The sequence below is a fragment of the Hoeflea sp. Naph1 genome, assembly GCF_046837775.1.
GTDB lineage: Bacteria > Pseudomonadota > Alphaproteobacteria > Rhizobiales > Rhizobiaceae > Hoeflea.
The window spans coordinates 3,047,961-3,067,571 of record NZ_CP177286.1 but is presented as its reverse complement, the minus strand read 5'-3'; the positions used below and the strand labels follow the sequence as shown (position 1 = coordinate 3,067,571).

At 60.6% G+C, this 19,611-nt stretch carries 18 protein-coding genes; 5 read left to right on the top strand and 13 right to left on the bottom strand.

What is annotated here, in order from left to right; genetic code table 11:
• The first annotated feature begins 4 nt into the window (after positions 1-4).
• From ACK6D9_RS14765 to larB, 3 genes are read left to right on the top strand one after another with little or no spacing between them, the layout of a single operon-like run.
• Entirely contained in the window at positions 5-1,168 is a 1,164-nt protein-coding gene (locus ACK6D9_RS14765) for a LarC family nickel insertion protein (protein ID WP_412049082.1), read from the top strand.
• A complete protein-coding gene (locus ACK6D9_RS14760) occupies positions 1,161-1,949 on the top strand; it encodes an adenine nucleotide alpha hydrolase (RefSeq protein ID WP_322989003.1) in 789 nt (262 codons plus the stop codon). The genes ACK6D9_RS14765 and ACK6D9_RS14760 overlap by 8 nt, the downstream gene beginning before the upstream one ends.
• A 7-nt stretch (positions 1,950-1,956) precedes the next feature.
• On the top strand, positions 1,957-2,601 hold the full coding sequence (larB, locus tag ACK6D9_RS14755; protein WP_412049081.1) for a nickel pincer cofactor biosynthesis protein LarB: 645 nt from the start codon (positions 1,957-1,959) through the stop codon (positions 2,599-2,601).
• 21 nt (positions 2,602-2,622) lie between these two features.
• Here the strand turns inward: larB and ACK6D9_RS14750 are convergent, their stop codons facing one another.
• From ACK6D9_RS14750 to ACK6D9_RS14710, 9 genes are all read right to left on the bottom strand, one after another.
• Positions 2,623-3,762, bottom strand: coding sequence for a CaiB/BaiF CoA transferase family protein (locus ACK6D9_RS14750; protein ID WP_412049080.1), 1,140 nt, complete (start codon positions 3,760-3,762; stop codon positions 2,623-2,625).
• A 1-nt stretch (position 3,763) separates the two neighbouring features.
• Positions 3,764-4,909 carry an extracellular solute-binding protein gene (locus ACK6D9_RS14745; RefSeq protein WP_412049079.1) on the bottom strand — a complete coding sequence of 382 codons (1,146 nt, stop codon included), beginning with the start codon at positions 4,907-4,909 and terminating at the stop codon, positions 3,764-3,766.
• Positions 4,910-4,976: 67 nt separating this feature from the next.
• Complete coding sequence (locus ACK6D9_RS14740) at positions 4,977-5,789, bottom strand: IclR family transcriptional regulator (RefSeq protein ID WP_412049078.1); 813 nt, start codon at positions 5,787-5,789, stop codon at positions 4,977-4,979.
• Between the two features lie 101 nt (positions 5,790-5,890).
• Positions 5,891-7,000 carry a lactonase family protein gene (locus ACK6D9_RS14735; protein WP_412049077.1) on the bottom strand — a complete coding sequence of 370 codons (1,110 nt, stop codon included), beginning with the start codon at positions 6,998-7,000 and terminating at the stop codon, positions 5,891-5,893.
• A 2-nt stretch (positions 7,001-7,002) separates the two neighbouring features.
• The gene (locus tag ACK6D9_RS14730) at positions 7,003-7,971 is read right to left on the bottom strand and encodes an ABC transporter permease (RefSeq protein ID WP_412049076.1); all 969 of its coding nucleotides are present in this window, start codon (positions 7,969-7,971) and stop codon (positions 7,003-7,005) included.
• The gene (locus tag ACK6D9_RS14725; protein ID WP_412049075.1) at positions 7,968-8,969 is read right to left on the bottom strand and encodes an ABC transporter permease; all 1,002 of its coding nucleotides are present in this window, start codon (positions 8,967-8,969) and stop codon (positions 7,968-7,970) included. Before ACK6D9_RS14725 ends, ACK6D9_RS14730 begins: the two co-directional genes overlap by 4 nt.
• Positions 8,966-9,712, bottom strand: coding sequence for an ATP-binding cassette domain-containing protein (locus ACK6D9_RS14720; protein WP_412049074.1), 747 nt, complete (start codon positions 9,710-9,712; stop codon positions 8,966-8,968). Before ACK6D9_RS14720 ends, ACK6D9_RS14725 begins: the two co-directional genes overlap by 4 nt.
• Positions 9,709-10,455, bottom strand: coding sequence for an ATP-binding cassette domain-containing protein (locus tag ACK6D9_RS14715; protein ID WP_322988995.1), 747 nt, complete (start codon positions 10,453-10,455; stop codon positions 9,709-9,711). The genes ACK6D9_RS14720 and ACK6D9_RS14715 overlap by 4 nt, the downstream gene beginning before the upstream one ends.
• Before the next feature lie 58 nt (positions 10,456-10,513).
• On the bottom strand, positions 10,514-11,683 hold the full coding sequence (locus tag ACK6D9_RS14710; protein ID WP_412049073.1) for a substrate-binding domain-containing protein: 1,170 nt from the start codon (positions 11,681-11,683) through the stop codon (positions 10,514-10,516).
• Positions 11,684-11,975: 292 nt separating this feature from the next.
• On the opposite strand from ACK6D9_RS14710, the gene ACK6D9_RS14705 reads away from it, so the two are divergent.
• Positions 11,976-13,337 (top strand): glycerate kinase, encoded by a 1,362-nt coding sequence (locus tag ACK6D9_RS14705; RefSeq protein WP_412049072.1) that lies wholly within the window; start codon positions 11,976-11,978, stop codon positions 13,335-13,337.
• Positions 13,338-13,391: 54 nt separating this feature from the next.
• Here the strand turns inward: ACK6D9_RS14705 and ACK6D9_RS14700 are convergent, their stop codons facing one another.
• The gene (locus ACK6D9_RS14700; protein WP_412049071.1) at positions 13,392-14,846 is read right to left on the bottom strand and encodes a TrkH family potassium uptake protein; all 1,455 of its coding nucleotides are present in this window, start codon (positions 14,844-14,846) and stop codon (positions 13,392-13,394) included.
• Positions 14,847-14,919: 73 nt separating this feature from the next.
• Here ACK6D9_RS14700 and ilvA point away from each other — a divergent pair, with 73 nt between their 5' ends.
• Complete coding sequence (gene ilvA, locus ACK6D9_RS14695) at positions 14,920-16,194, top strand: threonine ammonia-lyase IlvA (protein WP_412049070.1); 1,275 nt, start codon at positions 14,920-14,922, stop codon at positions 16,192-16,194.
• 370 nt (positions 16,195-16,564) lie between these two features.
• On the opposite strand, the gene ACK6D9_RS14690 is transcribed toward ilvA, so the two are convergent.
• The 3 genes from ACK6D9_RS14690 to ACK6D9_RS14680 form a co-directional block, all read right to left on the bottom strand.
• Entirely contained in the window at positions 16,565-16,882 is a 318-nt protein-coding gene (locus ACK6D9_RS14690) for a PilZ domain-containing protein (protein WP_412049069.1), read from the bottom strand.
• Positions 16,883-17,082: 200 nt separating this feature from the next.
• On the bottom strand, positions 17,083-17,397 hold the full coding sequence (locus tag ACK6D9_RS14685; RefSeq protein ID WP_412049068.1) for a PilZ domain-containing protein: 315 nt from the start codon (positions 17,395-17,397) through the stop codon (positions 17,083-17,085).
• A gap of 212 nt (positions 17,398-17,609) precedes the next feature.
• Positions 17,610-19,601, bottom strand: a complete 1,992-nt coding sequence (locus tag ACK6D9_RS14680; protein WP_412049067.1) for a bifunctional 2',3'-cyclic-nucleotide 2'-phosphodiesterase/3'-nucleotidase — start codon at positions 19,599-19,601, stop codon at positions 17,610-17,612.
• Positions 19,602-19,611 lie beyond the last annotated feature (10 nt).

The window sequence follows — 19,611 nt, the reverse complement described above, 5'->3', positions numbered from 1 at the left end:
TAAAATGCGGCACCTTCACCTCGATCCGGTGGGGGGAATAGCCGGCGACATGTTTGCCGCCGCATTGCTGGACCTGATGCCCGAACTGGAACCGGCGGCGCTCGATATCGCCGCGGCTCTTCTGGGCTCCGAGGCTGACGTCAGCCTTGACCGCAACCCGGTCGGAGGGTTTGCCGGTGCCCGGCTGATGGTGCGCTGCAGACCAGGCACCCACGCCCGCCATTTGCCGGACATTCTGGCGATGCTCGAAGGCTGTGATGTTCTGCCCGAGGCCGCCTGTTCGATCGCCTGCGAAATCTTCACCCGGTTGGCCCAGGCGGAAGCCGAGGTGCATGGCAAATCGATCGTCGCCATTCATTTCCATGAGGTCGGCGCGGCGGATTCGATCCTCGATATCGCGCTCGCCGGCTACCTGATCGATGCGTCGGGGGCTCACAGCTGGTCGGTTGGCGCGTTGCCGCTGGGCGGTGGAACTGTCAACACCGAACATGGTGTGATGCCGGTTCCGGCGCCGGCCACGGCGCGTCTGCTCAAGGGGTTTGTGATGTGCGACGACGGGGTGAGCGGCGAACGGGTGACGCCCACCGGAGCAGCCATCCTCGCACATCTGCGCACGATGATGCCGGCCGGATCCGGCGCCCCTGCGGGCAACCGGGTGATGAGCCGCACCGGCACCGGGTTTGGCTTCCGCACCTTGCCCGATCGCCCGAATGCCTTGCGGGTGATCGAGCTGCTTGGCGCTGACCAAACTGGCGAGGAGCAGATGCTGCTTCTGGCTTGTGAGATCGACGACCAGACCGGTGAAGACCTGGCCCATGGCGTCGAAATCATCAGGGCTACGCCGGGCGTGCGCGATGTCACGCAGATCCCCTGTCTCGGCAAGAAAGGCCGGATGGTGGTATCGCTGCAGGTGCTCGCCGAACCCTATGCGCGGGATACCATCTGCGCGGCGATTTTTGCGCAGACCACAACGCTGGGTATTCGCGAGCAGACGGTGCAGCGTCATGTATTGCCGCGCGAGCAGACCGAGCGTGAGGGTGTGCGGGTCAAGCTCGCGCAGCGCGGCGACACTGTGACGCGCAAGGCCGAATTTGACGATATCGCCCGCAACAGTGAGGATCACGCCGGACGTGAGGCGTTGCGTCGGAAGGCGGAAGACAATGAGTGAAGTGTATTCGGATCAATTGGCCAAGATCATCCTGTCAATGCCGCACCCGGTGATTGCCGTCAGTGGCGGGGTCGACAGCCTGACGCTGGCCGCTTTTGCGGCCAATTTGCACCAATCAGCGGAAATGATCCATGCTGTCTCCCCGGCGGTACCGCAGGCGGCAACGGCGCGGGTAAGGCAGATGGCGGCAGAGCGGGGATGGTCGCTGCAACTGATCGATGCCGGCGAATTTTCAAATCCCGGTTATCTGGCCAATCCGGCCAATCGCTGCTTCTTCTGCAAATCCAGTCTTTACGGCACGATGAGCGAAGTCACCGATGGGCAATTGCTGTCGGGCACCAACCAGGACGATCTGTCTGACTGGCGTCCCGGTCTGGAGGCAGCAAAAGACCACGATGTCCGGCATCCCTTCGTCGAAGCAGGCATGACCAAGGATGCGGTGCGGGCGCTGGCGAAAAATCTCGGACTCGCGGAGGCCGCACAATTACCGGCCTCTCCGTGCCTGTCGAGCCGGGTGGAAACCGGATTGCCGATCACTGCCGAGGAATTGCTGCTGATCGACCGGATCGAGCAGCATGTACGCCTGCGTTATCCGGTGGCCACGGTAAGGTGCCGGATCCGGGCCGAAGGCATAGGCATAGAGATTGACCGGGAAGCGCTCGGGGGACTGGACGAGCAACGCCGCGCCCAGTTCGAGGCTGAGGTTTCCGAACTGGCCGGGCGCAGCGTCAAACTCGGCGCCTACCGGATGGGAAGCGCGTTTTTGCGCGCGGCGTCGTGAGCGGCCGATGAACGATGAAATCGAGTTTGACTGGGGCCGCACCGCACGTATCGGCATTGGCGAGGCTGTGTTGTGTGCAGGCAAGAGCGAAGCCCAGATCAGGGCCATCGTCGAGCAGGTGCAGGCGCGGGGCGCCCGCTGCCTGCTTACCCGGCTCGAACCGGAACTGGCTGCCTCCCTGCCGATGCTTGACTACCATGCGGTGTCGCGGACCGGTTTTGTCGGGGAGAATGTAGCTTGCCTGGACGCGGCGGAGATCTGCATCGTTACCGCAGGAACTTCTGACGCTGGTGTGGCGCATGAGGCGGCGCGAACGCTGGCGTTCCATGGCGCTGCCAGCACCATGATTTTCGATGTTGGCGTTGCCGGCTTGCACCGGCTTATTGCTCGGCTGCCCGAGATTTCCGCCCATCGAGTGGTGATTCTGGTGGCTGGCATGGATGCGGCGCTGGCAAGCGTGGTGGCCGGGCAGGTGTCATCGGTGGTGATCGGGGTGCCGACCTCGACCGGCTATGGGGCTGCCAGGGGCGGCGAGACGGCGCTCAGCGCGATGCTTGCCAGTTGTGCGGCGGGATTGAGCGTCGTCAATATCGACAACGGCTTTGGCGCGGCCTGCGTGGCGCTCAGGCATCTTCAGCGTTTCAAGGACTGATAGACGCGCCGGAGCTGGGTTTCAGCTCCAGCCGGTATCGAGCAGCGCGTTGGCGGTGCCCAGTTGTGGTGCTGCCAATGTTGATTTCGGCCGTGTGCCGTCAATCCGCATCGGGATCGCGGTGGTATGCAGCGGTCCGTTCTTGAGCGCCACCGAATGCAGCATGTCGAGATCCTGCAGTACGCCCGACGCCAGCGTCTCGTCCCAGCTTAGCACCGGCGCCGCCCAGAAATCCTGCGCCATGGCAATTCTCATCCAGTGATCGGTTGTCTGCTTGGCCAAGGCTGCCCCGAGTGCGGCGGAGATGGTGTCGCGGTCGACGAACGGGTCAAGCCCGGCAAGCGGTCCCTCAACGCCGAAATGGGTCCATAATTCGGCGAGATCGTTCATGCCCAGTGCAATGTGTCCGTCGGCGGTCCGGTAGACGCCATAGGGGGCGGCCAGATAGGCGTGTGCGGGGTTTTCGCGTTGCCGTTCGGGCTTGCGGCCCCCATCATTGAGATGGGTGGTCAATAGTTCGAATTGCAGATCGGTGATGGCTTCAAGCAGGCTGGTTTCGATCAGACCACCCTTGCCGGTGCGTTCGCGGCGGAACAGGAGCGCCAGAATGCCTTGCGCGAGTGCCGCGCCTGCGAGCATATCGGCCACCGGCAGGCCGATGGCGACGGGGCCGTCGTCGGCGCCGCCGCTGAGCCACATTACGCCGGACCGTGCCTGGGTGAGAAGATCTTGCCCGGGCAACTCTTTCCAGGCGGTGTCGGCGCCATAGCCGCTGATCGATCCATAGATGATTTTCGGGTTGAGCGCCTTGACGGCCTCATAGCCAAAGCCCAGCCGTTCGATGACGCCGGGGCGGAAATTCTGGATGATGATATCGGCGCCGGCGACAAGATCTTGCAAGCTGGCCCGGTCCCTGTCGGTCTTGAGGTCGATCTCGAGCGAGCGCTTGCCGCGGTTGATGGCGTGGAAAATCGTGCTTTCGCCCTCAACCGAGACATTGGACACATAAAGATAGCGCGACAGGTCACCCTTGCCGGCGCGTTCGACCTTGACCACGTCGGCGCCGAGATCGGCGAGCCTCAGCGAGGCATAGGGACCGGCGAGGAACTGGCTGAAATCGAGAATGCGCACGCCTTCAAGCGGCAGATCGGACGTTGCCATATCAGTTGCTCTCCCGGTTGAAACTGGCGCGAAAGCGCTCGTTGAGGCGCGTTACCGCCTGATCCGGCTCCAGCTTGCCGCGCAGGGCGTCGGCAACAATTTCAGAGCCTTCTTCCTGGAACCGCATATAGCCGTCGTGGCGCGGTCTCAGCCATGCAGTCTCGTGGGTCAGCCTTGTGTTGAAATAGGCGTCGAGCGTTTCGGCGTTGACGGCCGGGTCGCTCCAGGCGAGCGCATTGCCGGGTTGGCCGTTGGCTTTGACATAGAGGCCGCGTTGACACTCGGCGCCGGCAACCCAGAGCGCGAATTCCGTGCATAATTGCGGGTGCGCGGTCTTGGCTGAAACAGCCATGCCTGTACCGCCCAGTGCCGATCCGAGAGGCCCGTTGCGACCCAGTACCGGCATGTCGGTGAAATGGATCCGGTGCTTTCGGTAGCCGTCGTTGGCATAGCCCTTGTAGAGGTAGACAAGCGGCGAAAGGTGATAGCGATCCGATGATGAAAGCTCATCAAGGACCGCGATCGGATCCATCGCGTAGAAGGCATCATCCATGTGCTTGGCGACGGCGCGCAGCTGTTCGAGCACCTGGCGGCCGGTTTCCGGATCGATCAGGTCGCCATAGCTCGTCGCACATGGATGGCCGACATTGGCAGCGAGCGTATAGAGGTTCATCAGCACGTGCGGGGAACGCAACGGCCAGATGACATGTCCGTCCTCGGCCTTGCGGATGACATCGCTCCAGTTTTGAACCCGTGGCGACAGATCGGCCCGGTGGGCCTGCACCTGAGTTGCCGCATCAATCGGCAGCGCCCATTGATGGCCATGCAGGAAGTAGCTCTGGAAACTGCGGCCGACGGAGTGATTGGCCAGTTCGGCCAGGGCATCTTCGCTGGCGAATTTTTCAAACGGCAGCAGGCAGCCGCGGTCGGCGACGGAGCCGACATGGGGATGGTCGATCACCATCAGATCATAACGGGCGGCGAGTTCGTCTACCGGGGTGGATTCAAACCCCTGCAATGAGCGTTTGTCCCACTCGATCGAAACGCCTGGATGGGTTTCGGCAAATGCGCTCGCCGCTGCCACAACCGGATCATATCCGCGCGGGTCCGACCAGGTCATGCCCTTCAATACAACAGAATCAGTCATTTAGTCCTCCACAGAGCTGGAGGCAGTCTAGCGCAAAGCTTTCATCTGCGAAAGTATATTTTATATATCATTTATTGTCGTGATCGCCAGCGAAGGTGTTGCTGCCCAGCAGCGCTGAAACCTCGCGGCCGGCATCGATCAGCAATGCCCTGGTTTCCTCGAGCGAGACGAAATGCTGGGTGCGCAAGCGGTTGACGAACGGGATCGTCAAGGCGGCGATGATAGCGCCGGAATAATCACGCAGTGGCACCGAGATGTTGATTACACCCTCGATCACAGCAGATGGGCTTTGGCAGTAACCCCGTTTCCGAAAGGCATCGAAGTGTACCAGGAAGGAGTCGACAATGCTGGCTTCGCGATCCTTGGCGCGCTGCAGGAATTTTTTCTGCTCATTCTCCGTCAGGGCGCTGAACAGGATGGCGCCGGATGCAGTCTCTTCCATGGGCACACGCGCGCCCAGCCGAACACTGGTGACATTGTTGCCGGGTGCATCAACCTGGGCGATGATGAGAATGTCGTCGCCATGCTGAATTGCCAGATGGATCGACTGGTTGACCTCGAGCGCCAGCTTGCGCATGGTTTCGATCGCCACCGAAGATAGCCGCCGGATCGGCGGGTGTCGGTGGGCGATTTCGAATAGTTTGGTTGTCAGCGCGTAGCGCTCGGTTGATGGTTCAAATGACACGTAGCCGCGCTCGGTGAGCACCGCCAGCATCCGGAAAATCTCGCTGATCGAGCGGTCGAGCGCCTTGGCGATATCGCTCTTGCGCATGCCGTCGGCATCGGACGCCAGCAGTTCCAGAATGTCGAGCCCTTTGGACAGAGCAGGAGCTGTGTATTTGCCGCTCTTCATGTCAACTGTATCCGAAGTGTCGGTCATGGCGTCCTCGTCCGATCAAACCTGACCAAGCCTTTGCCCGATAATGGCGGGCATTGCAAATTGCAGGGTTGTTGGTGACGCAGACCGACTTATTCATCAAGTTATGTTCCCCGCGGGACAAAGCCGACGCAGGTCGGGGTCCCAATCTCGAGGTGGAAATCAAGAGCTTGCAGGGCGTCATCGGCGGCGATCGCCAGAAAGTTTACGCGGTCGCTGTCCTGGTTGGCGACTGCCAGCAACTGGCCATCGGGATCGGAAGCGAAATGGCGCGGGGTTTTGCCGCCGCTGGCCACATGATCGACCAGGTCCGGTGTGCCTGTGACCGGATCGATGGCGATGCGGGCGATCGAATCGTGGCCGCGGTTGGCGACATAGAGATGCTGGCCCGAGGGCGCCAGTGCCAGTTCCGATGTGTGGTTGAGATCGGTCCAGTCGGCCGGGATCGTGCGACACCGTCCGATGATCTCCAAAGCGCCCGAGGCCTGATCGACCCGCAGGCTGGTCACCGAGGAATCGAGTTCGCCGCAGACATGCAAAAACGCGCCGTCATGGGAGAACGCCATATGGCGCGGGCCGGTGCCGGGGGTGAGTGCTACCGTATGCGCCAGCGCAATCGCGCCGGTCTCGACCTCAAAACGGTAGACCATCAGGGCATCGGCACCGAGATCTGAAACGACGATATGGCGGTTATCTGCTGTCGCCAGTGCTGCATGGGGATGCGAGCGGCCCTGACGCGGCAATTGCAGGCCTGTGCCGGTCTGTTTGGCGCTGGCGACGATATCGCCGACGCCGGTTTGCGCATCGACGGCTACAAGCGCCAGCGCCTGATCGCGGCCACCGAGATCCTCATCCCAGCCATGATTGCTGATCAGCACGTAACGCCCAGTGCGATCCAGGCTGAGATGGGCCGTGATCGAACCGGCTGAAGACTGGCGCCCCAATCTGGTGATGGTGCGGTGATCGGGGGAGAGCGCAAACCCGGTGAGGGCACCTTCGGCCCACAATGGCATTTCGCTGCTCGCATAAAGCCGATCTCCCGCCGGGCTGGCGATCATGAAGGTCGGGTTCTCGATCTCCTCGAAGCGGGACAGCAGTTCAGCCGATTTCTGAGCCACATCAATCCGAAAGATCGAGATGCCCGGCGAGTTCGAGGTGGCGAAATAGCCGGTCGGGTGATTGCAGCCGCTGACGAAAAGATCGGAAATGGTCATGGTCAAATATCCTGTGCCACTGAACGCTCACGGCCATAGAGACTGACGAGAACGAGAATGCCAAGCCCGAGGCCTGCCTGGACCGCGGATGGATTGAAGCCCAGGCCGATGAGCAAGGTGTTGACCTCGATCAGCACCGCGGCGCCGATTGCAGTGCCGACATAGGAGCCGGAGCCACCGACCAGCGCGGTGCCGCCAATCACCACCGCAGCGATGGTCTGGAACAGGTAGGGCTCGCCGACCCCGGCATAGGCCGAACCGGAAAAACCAAGCAGCAGGATGCCGGCGAGACCCGAGAAGAAGCCGCTGATGGCAAATGTCACGGTCCAGGTGAAGACCGGACGGATGAGCGCATAGCGCGCAGCACTCGGGTTGCTGCCAAGTGCGTAGAGCTGGCGGCCAAAGGTGGTGCGCCTGAGCACCAGAACCACCAGCGCAATCAGCACGAACACGGCGGGCACCAGGCCGGGGAACGGCAAGGGGCCGAGTGTGCCGCCGATGGAGACGAAATCGGAGATGAACTGCGGTGCGCTGCCAGATGGAAAGCCGCCGGTCCATTGCTGAACTGCGCCGAGCGATACGGTGCCGACTCCGAGCGTAACAATCAGCGGATGAACGCCGAGGCCTGCTGAAATCAGCCCGTTGATGGCGCCGATGCCCATCGCCAGCAGCGAGACAATGACAAACACCAGCACAAAGTCCATGCCGTCGCCATAAAGCTGGGCGGCCACGACATTGGCGACGCCGACCACAAACGGAATCGACAGATCAATGCCGCCAAGAATGATGACAAGCGTCTGGCCGACGGAAGCAACGGCGAGCAGCGCGCTGAGTACCAGCATCGACCGCAATGTGAAGATCGAGCCGTAGCCATCGATCAGGGCGATGCCGATCAGGTGCAGGATGACCACCATTACCAGTGCGCCATAGAGCCGGTTGCGTTTGAATTCGGCGCCAATCCTGGTGATCATGACCGACCTCCTCGTGAAAACAGCCACCGTTCAATCTGGGTTGCGGAGACGGCGATCACCAGAATGGTGCCGTAGGCCATCTGCAGGATGAAGGTGGAAACATTGAAATAGACCAGCAGGCTCTGCAGCAGGAAGATTGCCGCTGCGCCGGTTACGGCATTGACCGGACCGCCGCGCCCACCGGCGAGACTGATGCCGCCGAGCGCCACCGCGGAAATTGCCAGCAGCGTGTAATTGGCGCCGATATTTGGGTCGGCCGAACCGATCAGTGCGGTCAGCGAAAGTGCGGCGAAACCTGCAAACAGGCCACCGAGCACATAGGCGAGAAACCGCACCAGCGTGACATTGACGCCGGACGTGTAGGCGGCGCGGTCGTCACTGCCGCAGGCCATCAGCAGGCCAATATAGGGAAGCCGGGAGAGTGCCAGCCAGATGGCGCCGATGGCGACGAGCGGCAGGATCGACCAGCCGACCGACATGGTCCTGAGCCAGTCGGGAATGGTGCCGCTGGGCGAGGGCACCAGGGTTGTGGTCAATCCGCCGAGAATGAGGAAGGTGCCAAGCGTGGCGACAATTGGCTGTATCCGCAGGATGGTGACCAGAAAGCCGTTGAAGGCGCCAAAGGCAATGCCGATTGCCATGCTGGCGGCAATCACCGGAACCGGTCCGCTCAAACCCGCCTTGCCAATCACGAAGACGACGATGATGACATTGATGAAGCCCATCAGCGGTCCGATGGAAATGTCGAGCCCGCCGCGGCCCGACAGGATCGACGGACTGGAGGCAAGTGCTGCGCCGATCAGCGGTGCGGCGAGACCAATCACGGTGCCCCAGGCCGCGGGTGCAAACCGCTGAGGGTTGAACCAGATGTTGAGGATCAGCAGGATGATCAGGATGGTACCGCCGAAACCGATACGGCCGATCAGGGTCCGCAATGTCAGCGGCTGACGGCCGGAGGCTGCGGAATCGGTAAGTGGGGTGCTGGTTGAAACGCTCATGCGGCCTCTCCGAACATGCCCGCAAGCACGCGTGCATTGGTCTTGTGCTCGCCGGACAATTCCACCGAGATGTCCTGATCGCGGAAAACGATCACCCGGTCGGCGAGATTGATGGCTTCCTCGATTTCGGTCGAGACGATCACCAGGGTCATGCCCTTGGCGGCGAGATCGCGAAACAGCCGGTAGAGCATTGTGCGGGTAGCCACATCGACGCCACGGGTCGGATCGTTGAGCAACAACACGCGGGGTTCGCCTGCCAGAAGCCGGGCGACCAGCACTTTTTGCTGGTTGCCACCCGACAGCGAGGTGATCGGATTGCGGGGATCATCGGCAACAATCCCCAGCAATTGCTGATAGTGGGCAAAACGGCGATTGCGCTTGCGCGGACTAATCAGACCGAACAGCGTATCGCGTCCGGTCGAGCTGATGGCGAAATTGTCGAGGATGGACTGGGTCGGGAAAATGCCATTCTCGCGCCGGTCGCGCGGCAGAAAGGCAACGCCCAGTCGATTGGCGTGACGGCCGCCACGCAGCTTTTCGCGGGCGGTTTGACCGGGCGTGAAAACGCCGCCCGAGACCGGCCGGTTCCAGCCTGCCAGGGTTTCCAGAAATCGTTCCTGGCCGTGGCCATCAAGGCCGGCCAGGCAGATGATCTGTCCGGCCGGAAAATTCAGTGTCACCGGTGACGCGCCTTTTGTATGGACCAGGTCGACGGTTTCGAGCGATGCGGTGGTTTGGTTCATTGTGCCGTGCCTTCTTCAACAAGACCTCGGGCTGGTGGGGCCATCTTTGCGAGCAGGTCGGCGGCCGTGAAGCTGCCTCGCGCAAAAGAGCCTGCATGCATGCCGCTGCGCAGGATCGATACATCGTCGGACAAGCGCATGACTTCCTCCATGCGGTGGGAAATGAAGATCACCAGTTTGCCGTCAGCAGCCATGCGCTCCATCATCTGGAACACGGCTTCGCGGTCGCCATGGTCGAGCGCAGCAGTGGCCTCGTCGAGAATGAGAACTTTCGGATCGCGGGCAAGCGCGCGGGCGATAACGACGATTTGTTGCGAGGCAAGCGGCAGTTTGCCGGCCTCGATGTCGAGCGGCAACTGACGGGCGCCCAGCGTATCGAGAACCTTTTCGATCAACTGCTTCCGCTCGACCTTGCTGATGCGGCGATGAAACGGGCCGTCGAGACCGAGCAGGATGTTATCGGCGACACTGCGGTCAGGTGCGATCAGCACTTCCTGGAACACGGTGGCAAAACCAAGATCGATCAGGTCGCGCAATCTGCCGAAGGGCAGCGGCTTGCCGTCGAACCGGATCGAGCCGCTGTCAGGCGTGACAATGCCGGACAGGATCTTGACCAGCGTGCTTTTGCCGGAACCGTTTTCGCCGAGCACGCAATGCACGGTGCCGGATTTGAAATCGATCGAAACATCGCTGAGCGCGACGGTTTCGCCATAGGTCTTGGAGAGACCTTCAACAATCATCATGAGCTGTATTCCCGAACACCGGTCCGGCCTGTTGGGCCGGACCGGATTATGGAGGTGGTTAGTTGCAAGCCTTGGGGGACTTTGCATAGTCCCAACCCGGCACGGGGGCAGGGTTCTTGAAGTAACCGTCCATTTCGGCGGCCGGCAGCGGATCGCTGGCGGGAACCGGGAACACTGAAACCGAATCCGGTGTCATGCAGCTTTCATAGAGACCATCGAGATCGGCATTGGAGATCACCGGCAGCGGCACCATCAGCGTGTTGAGCTTCGGAGCCTGGCCCTGAAGCACCCGCACGGCAGCGCGGAACAAGGTCTGGGCTGTCATGTGCGGCAGCACGCCATGGCCTTCGAAACGGTAGGTGTCCTGGTTTTCTTTCCAGTAGCCGAGCGCGTCGCCGGTCATCGAGCCGGTGATCAACGGTGCGTCGCGTCCGGCCTGCTTGAAGGCTTCGGCGACGGTGCGCGATTCTGAACCCGTGGTCCAGACAGCATCGACCTTGCCCGGATAGGTGGCCAGTGCCTGCAGCAGTACGCTCTTGGTCACATTGGCCGTCCAGTTGCCGTTGACAGTACGGGCAACCTTGATGCCGGGATGTTCGGCGAGAGCGGCGTCGGCGCCTGCCTTTTCCTGCAGCACGATCGGGTGACCGGCAAGACCTTCGACCATCATGATGGTGGCGTCTTCGCCAACAGTCTTGGCAATCGCGTTGATCATGTCATAGCCCCAACGATAGTAGTTGGAATCGACATTGATTGCATAGGGGCTGGTGACCGAACCGGCCGCGGTGATGAACGGAATGCCCGCGTCGTAGGCTGCCTTGATGGCATCATTGAGCGCCGTCGAGGAACTGACAATGGAGGTGATGACGGTGCACTTGCGGTCGATGAAGGTGCGGATCTGGTTGATCTGCTGGCCGACGTCGCCGTTCGAATCGGAAATTTCGAACGTGGCGTTGATGCCGGAATCATTGAGACCCTCGACCAGACGCTTGAGCTCGTTGGTGACGGTCACGCGCCAGGGGTTGCCCTGGTAGGATTCCGAATGGCACCACTTCCAGTCACCATCGGCGACCTTGAAATCATCATAGGCCGACGGGAACATTTCTGATGATGCGCCGATATAAAGGCCGGGAAGATCGCCCGGCAGATCCTTGTAAAGTGCCTCATCGGCGAAAGCTGTGCTGCTTGTCAGCAGCAGGGCCGGCAACAGGTATTTCAAACTGGTCATGGTGTTTCCTCCTGATCATACGATTGGTCCTGCTTCGTTGCCGTCTTGCGGTGAACGGGCAGGTCGAAATTCATCTGCTGTGATTGATTGGCTGCGTCTTTTCGCGAACCGCTTGTCGACGCTGGAGAGCCTCCCTCTTCCGCTTCGTGTATTTCGTATATGATAGTTATTTTCATATGCAGATTAGTTTGGCAAGTCTAGAACTTTGGGATAATGAACGCGGCAATCGGTTCTTATCGGTAATTTCGGTATGCCCGCGATGCGCCGGCAAACCGGAATGGCTTGTTAAAGCATGTGCATTGTCGGTATAGCCGGGATCGCTGCTGCAGGCTTGGGAGGCGGGCGCATAAGTGCCGGTCGCGATCAAAAGAGGGCATATCAATTGGAACACGGGTCTGATCACAAGCCGTTCTTTACGGCGCTTTTTGAAGCTGCCATTGCGGCGGCCGATCCGGCGCTGTCGATCCGCAAGTATCTTCCGGAAAAGCCCAAGGGCCGCACCGTGGTGGTCGGCGCTGGCAAGGGAGTGGCGCAAATGGCGGCCGCGCTGGAAGCCAGCTGGGACGCGCCGCTCGAAGGCGTGGTGGTGACCCGCTATGGGTATAGCGCACCAACCGAGAAAATTACCGTGCTGGAGGCCTCGCACCCGGTTCCTGACGAAGCTGGCCTTGCCGCAGCGCGTCGGCTGCTTGAAACGGTTGAAGGGTTGACCGAGGATGATCTCGTCATTGCGCTGGTGTGTGGCGGCGGCTCGGCGCTGTTGCCCGCGCCCGCTGGCAAGTTGACGCTCGCCGACGAGATCGCCGTCAACGAGGCGCTGCTCGCCTCTGGTGCGCCGATTTCGGCGATGAATGTCGTGCGCAAGCATATTTCTTCAATCAAGGGCGGTCGGCTTGCCGCGGCGGCACATCCCGCGCGGGTTGTCTCGCTGATTGTCTCGGATATTCCCGGTGATGATCCGGCGCTGGTTTCTTCCGGCCCCACGGTTCCCAATTCAGCCAACAGCGACGATGCGCTTGCGGCGATTGCGGCCTATGGCATCAAGCTGCCTGACGCGGTGATGCAGCATCTGCGGTCAGAAGATGCGGCAGCGCCCGGGCCTAAGGACGCACGGTTTGCAGGCCATGAAGTTCACGTCATCGCCTCTGCCGCTCAATCTCTTGAGGCGGCTGCACAGGCTGCCGAGCAGCAAGGGGTTGCTGCGGTCATCCTGTCCGACGCCATGGAGGGCGAAGCGCGCGAGGTGGGACGGCTGCACGCGGCGATTGCCCGCGAAATCGTGCTCAAGGACCGGCCGTTCAGGAAACCGGTCGTAGTGCTCTCAGGCGGCGAAACCACCGTGACGATCCGCGACAAGGGCGGACGCGGTGGTCGCAACAGCGAATTCCTGCTGGCTCTTGCCGTCGAAATCGAGGGGATGGACGGCATCTGCGCGTTTGCCGCAGATACCGACGGCATTGACGGGTCCGAGAATAATGCAGGCGCATTTGCCGATTCAACCAGTGTGACGCGGTTGCGCGCGGCGGGGATAGACGCCAAGGCCTGTCTGGCCGGGCATGATGCGTGGTCGGCGTTTGATGCGCTCGGAGATCTGTTCGTTCCCGGACCGACCGGAACCAACGTCAATGATCTGCGCGCCATTCTGGTCCGCTAAAGTCTGCTGATAAATATGCTTGTGCCAGTGCGTCTGGCCCGGGCAAAAGCACCGTCAGTCGAGCCAGAATCCCGGCACCAGCAGCACCAGCACAGCGAGAATTTCGAGCCGTCCCAGAAGCATCAGGAAGACAAGGATCATCTTGGCCGGATCGCCGAGGGAGGCAAAATTGCCTGCCGGCCCGATCACTGGGCCTATGCCTGGGCCGACATTGGCGAGCGCGGTAATTGATCCTGATATGGCGGTTTCGATATCGAGCCCGGTGGCGGCCAGTGCCACCGAACCCAGCGCCCAGACGCCGAAATAGGCGCAGACGAACAGGAATACGGTGCGCTGCATGTCCGGTTCGACAACAATATTGCCGTAGCGGACCGGGCGAACCGAGTTGGGATAGATCAGCCGCAACAGGCCGGAGCGGATCGAACTGGCGATGATGACCAGCCGGTAGGCCTTGATACCGCCGGCAGTGGAGCCGGAACAGCCACCCAGGAATGTGGCCATGAAGAACAGCGCCACCGGCAGTGGCCCCCACAGTGTGTAATCGGAACTGGCAAAACCGGTCGTTGTGACGATCGAGACAACGTTGAAGGCGGCGTGGGTCAGCGCCATGCCGAAGCCTTCGCCCTGACCAAGCCGCAGGCTGAGTGCGATGGTGATGGAGAGCACCAGCAGAATTCCCGCATAGGCCAAAATCTGTGGATCGCGCAGTGCGTCGAGCCGGCCACGCACGGCAAACAGGATCATCACCGAGAACGGAAGCCCGGCCACGGCCATGAAAAAGGTCGCTGTCCAGATCAGGGCAGGCGACTGGAACGCACCGAAAGACGCGTCATGGGTTGAAAAGCCGCCGGTGGCAATTGTCGTCATGGCGTGGTTGAGGGCATCAAGCTGGCTCATGCCGAGCAGGCTGTAAAGCACCGTGCAGGCTACCGTCAGGCCAATGTAAATGGCAAAGAACGCCTGGATAAACGCTGCAAAGCGGGCGAGCGGCTTTTCCGCTGTGTCAGACGATTCCATGCGGAACACGGAAAAACCGCCGACCTTGAGAAATGGCAGAACCAGCAATCCCAGCGCGACAATGCCGATGCCGCCCATCCATTGCAGAAGCGAGCGCCACAGCAACAGGCCTGGCGGGACGTTATCAAGCCCTGAGATGACGGTCGCGCCGGTGGTGGTGACGGCGGAGACCGACTCGAACAGGGCATCGGCCATGTCCAACCCGAGCGACGAGAGATAGAACGGGATGGCGCCGGTGATCGAGAGCGTGAGCCACAACAAATTGACCACGAGGAAGCCGAGCCGCTTGGAGAAGGGCGCCATGACCCCGCGGTTGGCAGCGGCAGAGGCCAGGCAGATGGAGCCAACGACAAAAGCCGATATGGCAAAGACCTGCCAGTCCGGGTTGCCAAAATAGAAATCCAGCCCGGCGGGGATCAGCATCGCCGCGGATAGATACAAACCGGCCATGGATGCAATGAACACGGCGGATCGAATCGTATGGCCGTTCACGCAGTGCCTCTTATCGAAAGCGATGGACCGGATCTGGTTGGCAACCGGCGGGTTCTCATGGCATAGACCGCTGATGTCCGAAAAACAATCACCTGACGGCTTCCGCACCCAAACCGATATGGCGCTGGCGGAAATGCGCGCGCTGTTCGAGCCGACACCGCTGCAGCTCAATGATCTTCTGTCGACACGCTATGGCGCGCGGATCTGGCTGAAGCGGGAGGATTTGTCTCCCGTCCGGTCCTACAAGATCCGTGGCGCCTTCAACTTTATCCGCAAGGCTTTGCTGGAAAACCCGGCGCTCTCGCTGTTTGTCTGCGCGTCGGCGGGGAACCATGCCCAAGGGTTTGCCTATGCCTGCCGGCATTTTGGCCGCAAGGGCGTGGTGTTCATGCCGGTGACGACGCCGCAGCAGAAGATCGACAAGACACGGATGTTTGGCGGCGAATTCATCGAAATCCGGCTGACCGGCGACTTTTTCGACGCTTGCTTGGCGGCGGCGCTGGAGTTTGCCGACACTGAAAACGCACTGATGGCGCCACCATTTGACCATGCCGACATCATCGAGGGGCAGGCCACGGTGGCAGCCGAGATCTCCGCGCAACTGCCTGCGGAGGAAACTCCGGACATGATCGTGCTGCCGGTGGGCGGCGGTGGGCTTTCGGCCGGTGTCGCACGCTATTTCGACGGCCGCGTGCCTAACGACCGCTTTGTGCTGACTGAACCTGCCGGCGCGCCAAGCCTGAAGGAGAGCCTTGCCGCGGGGCACCGGATCAAGCTGTCGAAGACCGACAATTTCGTCGATGGCGCCGCGGTGGCGCAGATCGGCGCTGTGAACTTCGATATCCTGGCCCGCTTTGACGCTGATCAGGTGCTGCTGATTCCGGAAAACGCCATCTGCCTGACCATGACCTCGATCCTCAACACAGAAGGCATCGTGCTTGAGCCTGCGGGTGCGCTGTCGCTGACGGCGCTGGAGACGTTGGGGCGGGAGAAGCTAGCGGGCAAAAGCGTGGTGGCGGTCGTTTCCGGCGGAAATTTCGATTTCGAACGGTTGCCGGACGTCAAGGAGCGGGCGATGCGCCATGCCGGCACCAAGAAATATTTTGTGCTCAGGTTGGCCCAGCGCCCAGGTGCGCTGCGGGATTTCCTGTCGCTGCTCGGCCCTGAAGACGATATCGCCCGGTTTGAATATCTGAAGAAATCGGCGCGCAATTTCGGATCGATCCTGATCGGCATCGAGACCCGCGCGCCCGAGAATTTCTTCAGCCTGATGAAAGCTTTCGACGATGCCGGGCTGGGCTACCAGGACATTACCGACAACGAGATCATTGCCAATCTGATCATCTGACGCCTGTGGTTGTCAGCCTGCTTCGGTTGGTGGGTGCGGGGCTCATAGCGCTGCTTCCGCCGCCAGCAGTTCGATCGTGACGGGCGAAAGCGCGTCGCCGGCGATCATATGGCTGTTGGGAACGTTGCTGTCGGTGACTTCCACGGATTTGGCCGGCCACCGCACTTTTCCGTCTTCGACTTGAGCAGGCCTGGCCGGATGACGCGATCGAGCGGCAAATGGATGAGCAGCGACGGCACCGTGATGCGGGTCGAATTGACATTGCCTGTGCGAGATCGGCCAGGGCCGCCATTAGCAACAATGCTTGGCTCGGATGTCGTGGGCCCAAAATCGGACATGGCTTCAATTGCGTGGTTCGAACGTGAAGGCGCTATGCGGGCTGATGGTTGTCCCGGAACATCCGGTAGTAGCTCTCGACCTTGGCTCGGTTGTTGGATGTGAGCACCAACTCGGCACCGATCCGCGCTCCCCGAATCCATCGAATGGTGCCGATCAGAAGCCCCATCTCTTCTGTTTCCACCGTAATCTTGTCACCAATCGCGACCGGGATGTCGAGTGACAGATTCAGGCAGATGCCGTGCTGCGAGAGATCGAGCACCCAGCCAGCGGTTTTTTGGCCCATGCAGTCGATCTTGGTTCGAAGACGTGTTCTGTCGCGCTGGATCGCACGCCCTTTAAATCCCTTCATGTCGGCTCTCTTCCCTGGCTCATTGCTCCGGGATTGTCGCAAGATGCCGTAATAAAATTGCTAATGGTGCTCGCAAACAGAGGACTCGGTTAAGACTGGGTGAATACCGGCACTATGGCGCAGTCGCCTGTGTCGGCGGGATCGAAGTGTGACGCGAATTCGATTGAATTAGCGGCAAAATGGGGTTGGATTGATCCCGCTCAGTCGGTACCGCTGTTCTTGTTGCGTTTGAAATAACTCTCCACCTTGGCTTCGGTGTTGGATGATGTGTCCAGTTCGATACCGACGCGGGATTGGCGGGCCCAGCGCACGACACCGGTCAGATGGCCCATTTCATTGGTATTGAAAGTGATCGTGCTTCCATAGGCGACCGGAATGTCGGTGGAGAGATAAAGGCAGGCTCCGAGCTTGGACAGATCAAGTACTGCGCCAGGCATTTCGCGCCCCTTGTAGTCGATTGTCGCGCGCATTCTTGTTTTATCGCGGCGCGCCGCGCGGCCAACAAAACCCTTCATGTCCGTTCGCCTCCAATAGTTCTGTGAGCATTAAATATCGCAGATACTCGTAATTAAAGGCCTAAAGAATTTTGCAAGAATTCGCTTGTCAATATTGGGGGCGCTGCGATGAATTTACTGGTTAAACTAAGTGGTTTTATCAGAGATGCTTTACATCTCTGCAGCAAAACCCCGACGCGTGTCGCGTCGGGATTGTGACTTGTCTGGGCTGCTTAAAGCTTGATGCGGTAAAGCGCGAAACCGTCGGCGCCTTCACCGGCCGGTTCGATCGATACACCTTCGATGTCGTTGACGAACTCCTTTCCCCTGGGGCCGGTGGAGAACAGCACGGTGGTGTCCTTGACCGGCGCAAAGCGCCAGTTGGCGTCCGCCGTCGGGTTGATCGTGCCTTGCTCGACGATATAGCGCACGATCACGTCACGGTTGGTATCCGGTGCCTGGAAGATCACCTTGTCGGGACCGATGTCGGGGAAATTGCCACCGCCGCCGCCGCGGTAGTTGTTGGTGGCGACCACGAATATCTGTTCCGGATCAATGGCCTGACCCTTGTAGCTGAGGTTTTGAATCCGGTTGGTATCGGGGTTGAGCGGGTCGCCCTTGGAAGAATATTTGGGTGGCTGGGTGAGATCGATCTGATAGGTGACGCCGTCGATGACGTCGAAATTGTAGGACGGGAAATCGCCATTGATCAGTTCGGCATCCTGCGCGCCGGCCTTGATCTGGTTGAAAATGCCGGCTGACATTTCGAGCCAGGCCTTAACCTGTGCGCCGTTGATGAGAACGGCCTGCACCGTGTTGGGGTAAAGATAGAGATCGGCCACATTCTTGATGGCAATATCGCCGGAGGGTACGTCGGTGTAGTAATCGGCGCCACCGCGCCCGCCTGCCTTGAAGGGGGCGGCGGCCGAAAGAACCGGCAGATCCTTCCACTCGGTCTGCGACAGCATGTCGGTTATGTACCAAGTCTGCGCCTGGCTGACGATCTGCACCGACGGGTCATCGGCGACCAGCGCGAAATAGGAATGCAGCGGCGCCGATGTCTTGCCCACCGCCGTGCGCACATAAGCAAGCGTTGCATCGTGGTCGGCCTGGGCGGCGGCAAGCACTTCGGGCTTGTCGGGCACCAATGCTACGACCTTGCGGTCCACCCGTTCATAGATCGGCCGGGCTTCGGAACTGTGGCCCGTCACCTTCCAGGAGGTTCCGTCGCGTTCGAGCATCAGATCGATCAGACCCAGATGCGAGCCCCAGAACCCACCCATGACGCCGGGCTTGCCGGAGATTGTGCCCTTGGCGTTGTCGACACCGGCCATGTCGGCAAATTTCGGGCCGGGGAAATCAAGATGGCTGTGGCCGGTGACAATGGCGTCGATTCCATCAACGGCAGCCAGTGGAATGGCGGCGTTTTCAAGGTTTTCGGCCCAGGCCTGCTGGCCCATGCCCGAATGCGACAGGGCGATGACCAGATCGGCGCCTTCCTCGCGCATTTGCGGCACCCAGGCTTCCGCGGTCTTGACGATATCGCGCGTGGCAGCCTTGCCGGTTAGATGACGCGCATCCCAGGTCATGATCTGCGGCGGCACGAAGCCGATCAAGCCGATCCTGATCGGATGCTCGGCGCCGGCGCCATCGGTGATGGTGCGCTCGAGGATGATGTAGGGTTTCAAGAACAGATCATCGTCGCGCGGATTGGTGGCAAGCGACCCCTGGGTGACGTTGGCGCAGACCATCGGGAAATTTGCGCCGGCCATGACCTTGAACATGTAGTCGAGGCCATAGTTGAACTCGTGATTGCCCAGCGTGCCGCAATCATAGCCCAGCACGTTCATGGCAGCGATGATCGGATGCAGGTCGCCATCCTTCATGCCGCGCTCATAGGCGACATAGTCGCCCATCGGGTTTCCCTGCAGAAAATCGCCATTGTCTATCAGGATCGAATTGCGCGCTTCGGCACGGTTCTGGTCGATGATCGACGCCGTGCGGGCCAGGCCCATCGTGTCGTTGGGTTTGTCGCCATAATAATCATAGGGGAAGACGTGAACATGCAGGTCGGTGGTTTCCATGATCCGCAAATGCGCCTGGTTGGCAGCAGCCCGCGCGGTGAACGGATGAACCATGACAAGGGCGCCGGTTGCCGCAATACCGCTGAGCAGTGAGCGCCGCGATATCGGGTGCAGCATGTCGAGAATACGTTGGTCTTTCATGGACTTTCTC

Coding starts and splice junctions, on each gene's coding strand:
- ACK6D9_RS14765 (WP_412049082.1), top strand. CDS start 5: ATGCGGCACCTTCACCTCGATCCGGTGGGGGGAATAGCCGGCGACATG.
- ACK6D9_RS14760 (WP_322989003.1), top strand. CDS start 1,161: ATGAGTGAAGTGTATTCGGATCAATTGGCCAAGATCATCCTGTCAATG.
- larB (WP_412049081.1), top strand. CDS start 1,957: ATGAACGATGAAATCGAGTTTGACTGGGGCCGCACCGCACGTATCGGC.
- ACK6D9_RS14750 (WP_412049080.1), bottom strand. CDS start 3,762: ATGGCAACGTCCGATCTGCCGCTTGAAGGCGTGCGCATTCTCGATTTC.
- ACK6D9_RS14745 (WP_412049079.1), bottom strand. CDS start 4,909: ATGACTGATTCTGTTGTATTGAAGGGCATGACCTGGTCGGACCCGCGC.
- ACK6D9_RS14740 (WP_412049078.1), bottom strand. CDS start 5,789: ATGACCGACACTTCGGATACAGTTGACATGAAGAGCGGCAAATACACA.
- ACK6D9_RS14735 (WP_412049077.1), bottom strand. CDS start 7,000: ATGACCATTTCCGATCTTTTCGTCAGCGGCTGCAATCACCCGACCGGC.
- ACK6D9_RS14730 (WP_412049076.1), bottom strand. CDS start 7,971: ATGATCACCAGGATTGGCGCCGAATTCAAACGCAACCGGCTCTATGGC.
- ACK6D9_RS14725 (WP_412049075.1), bottom strand. CDS start 8,969: ATGAGCGTTTCAACCAGCACCCCACTTACCGATTCCGCAGCCTCCGGC.
- ACK6D9_RS14720 (WP_412049074.1), bottom strand. CDS start 9,712: ATGAACCAAACCACCGCATCGCTCGAAACCGTCGACCTGGTCCATACA.
- ACK6D9_RS14715 (WP_322988995.1), bottom strand. CDS start 10,455: ATGATGATTGTTGAAGGTCTCTCCAAGACCTATGGCGAAACCGTCGCG.
- ACK6D9_RS14710 (WP_412049073.1), bottom strand. CDS start 11,683: ATGACCAGTTTGAAATACCTGTTGCCGGCCCTGCTGCTGACAAGCAGC.
- ACK6D9_RS14705 (WP_412049072.1), top strand. CDS start 11,976: ATGTGCATTGTCGGTATAGCCGGGATCGCTGCTGCAGGCTTGGGAGGC.
- ilvA (WP_412049070.1), top strand. CDS start 14,920: ATGTCCGAAAAACAATCACCTGACGGCTTCCGCACCCAAACCGATATG.
- ACK6D9_RS14690 (WP_412049069.1), bottom strand. CDS start 16,882: ATGAAGGGATTTAAAGGGCGTGCGATCCAGCGCGACAGAACACGTCTT.
- ACK6D9_RS14685 (WP_412049068.1), bottom strand. CDS start 17,397: ATGAAGGGTTTTGTTGGCCGCGCGGCGCGCCGCGATAAAACAAGAATG.
- ACK6D9_RS14680 (WP_412049067.1), bottom strand. CDS start 19,601: ATGAAAGACCAACGTATTCTCGACATGCTGCACCCGATATCGCGGCGC.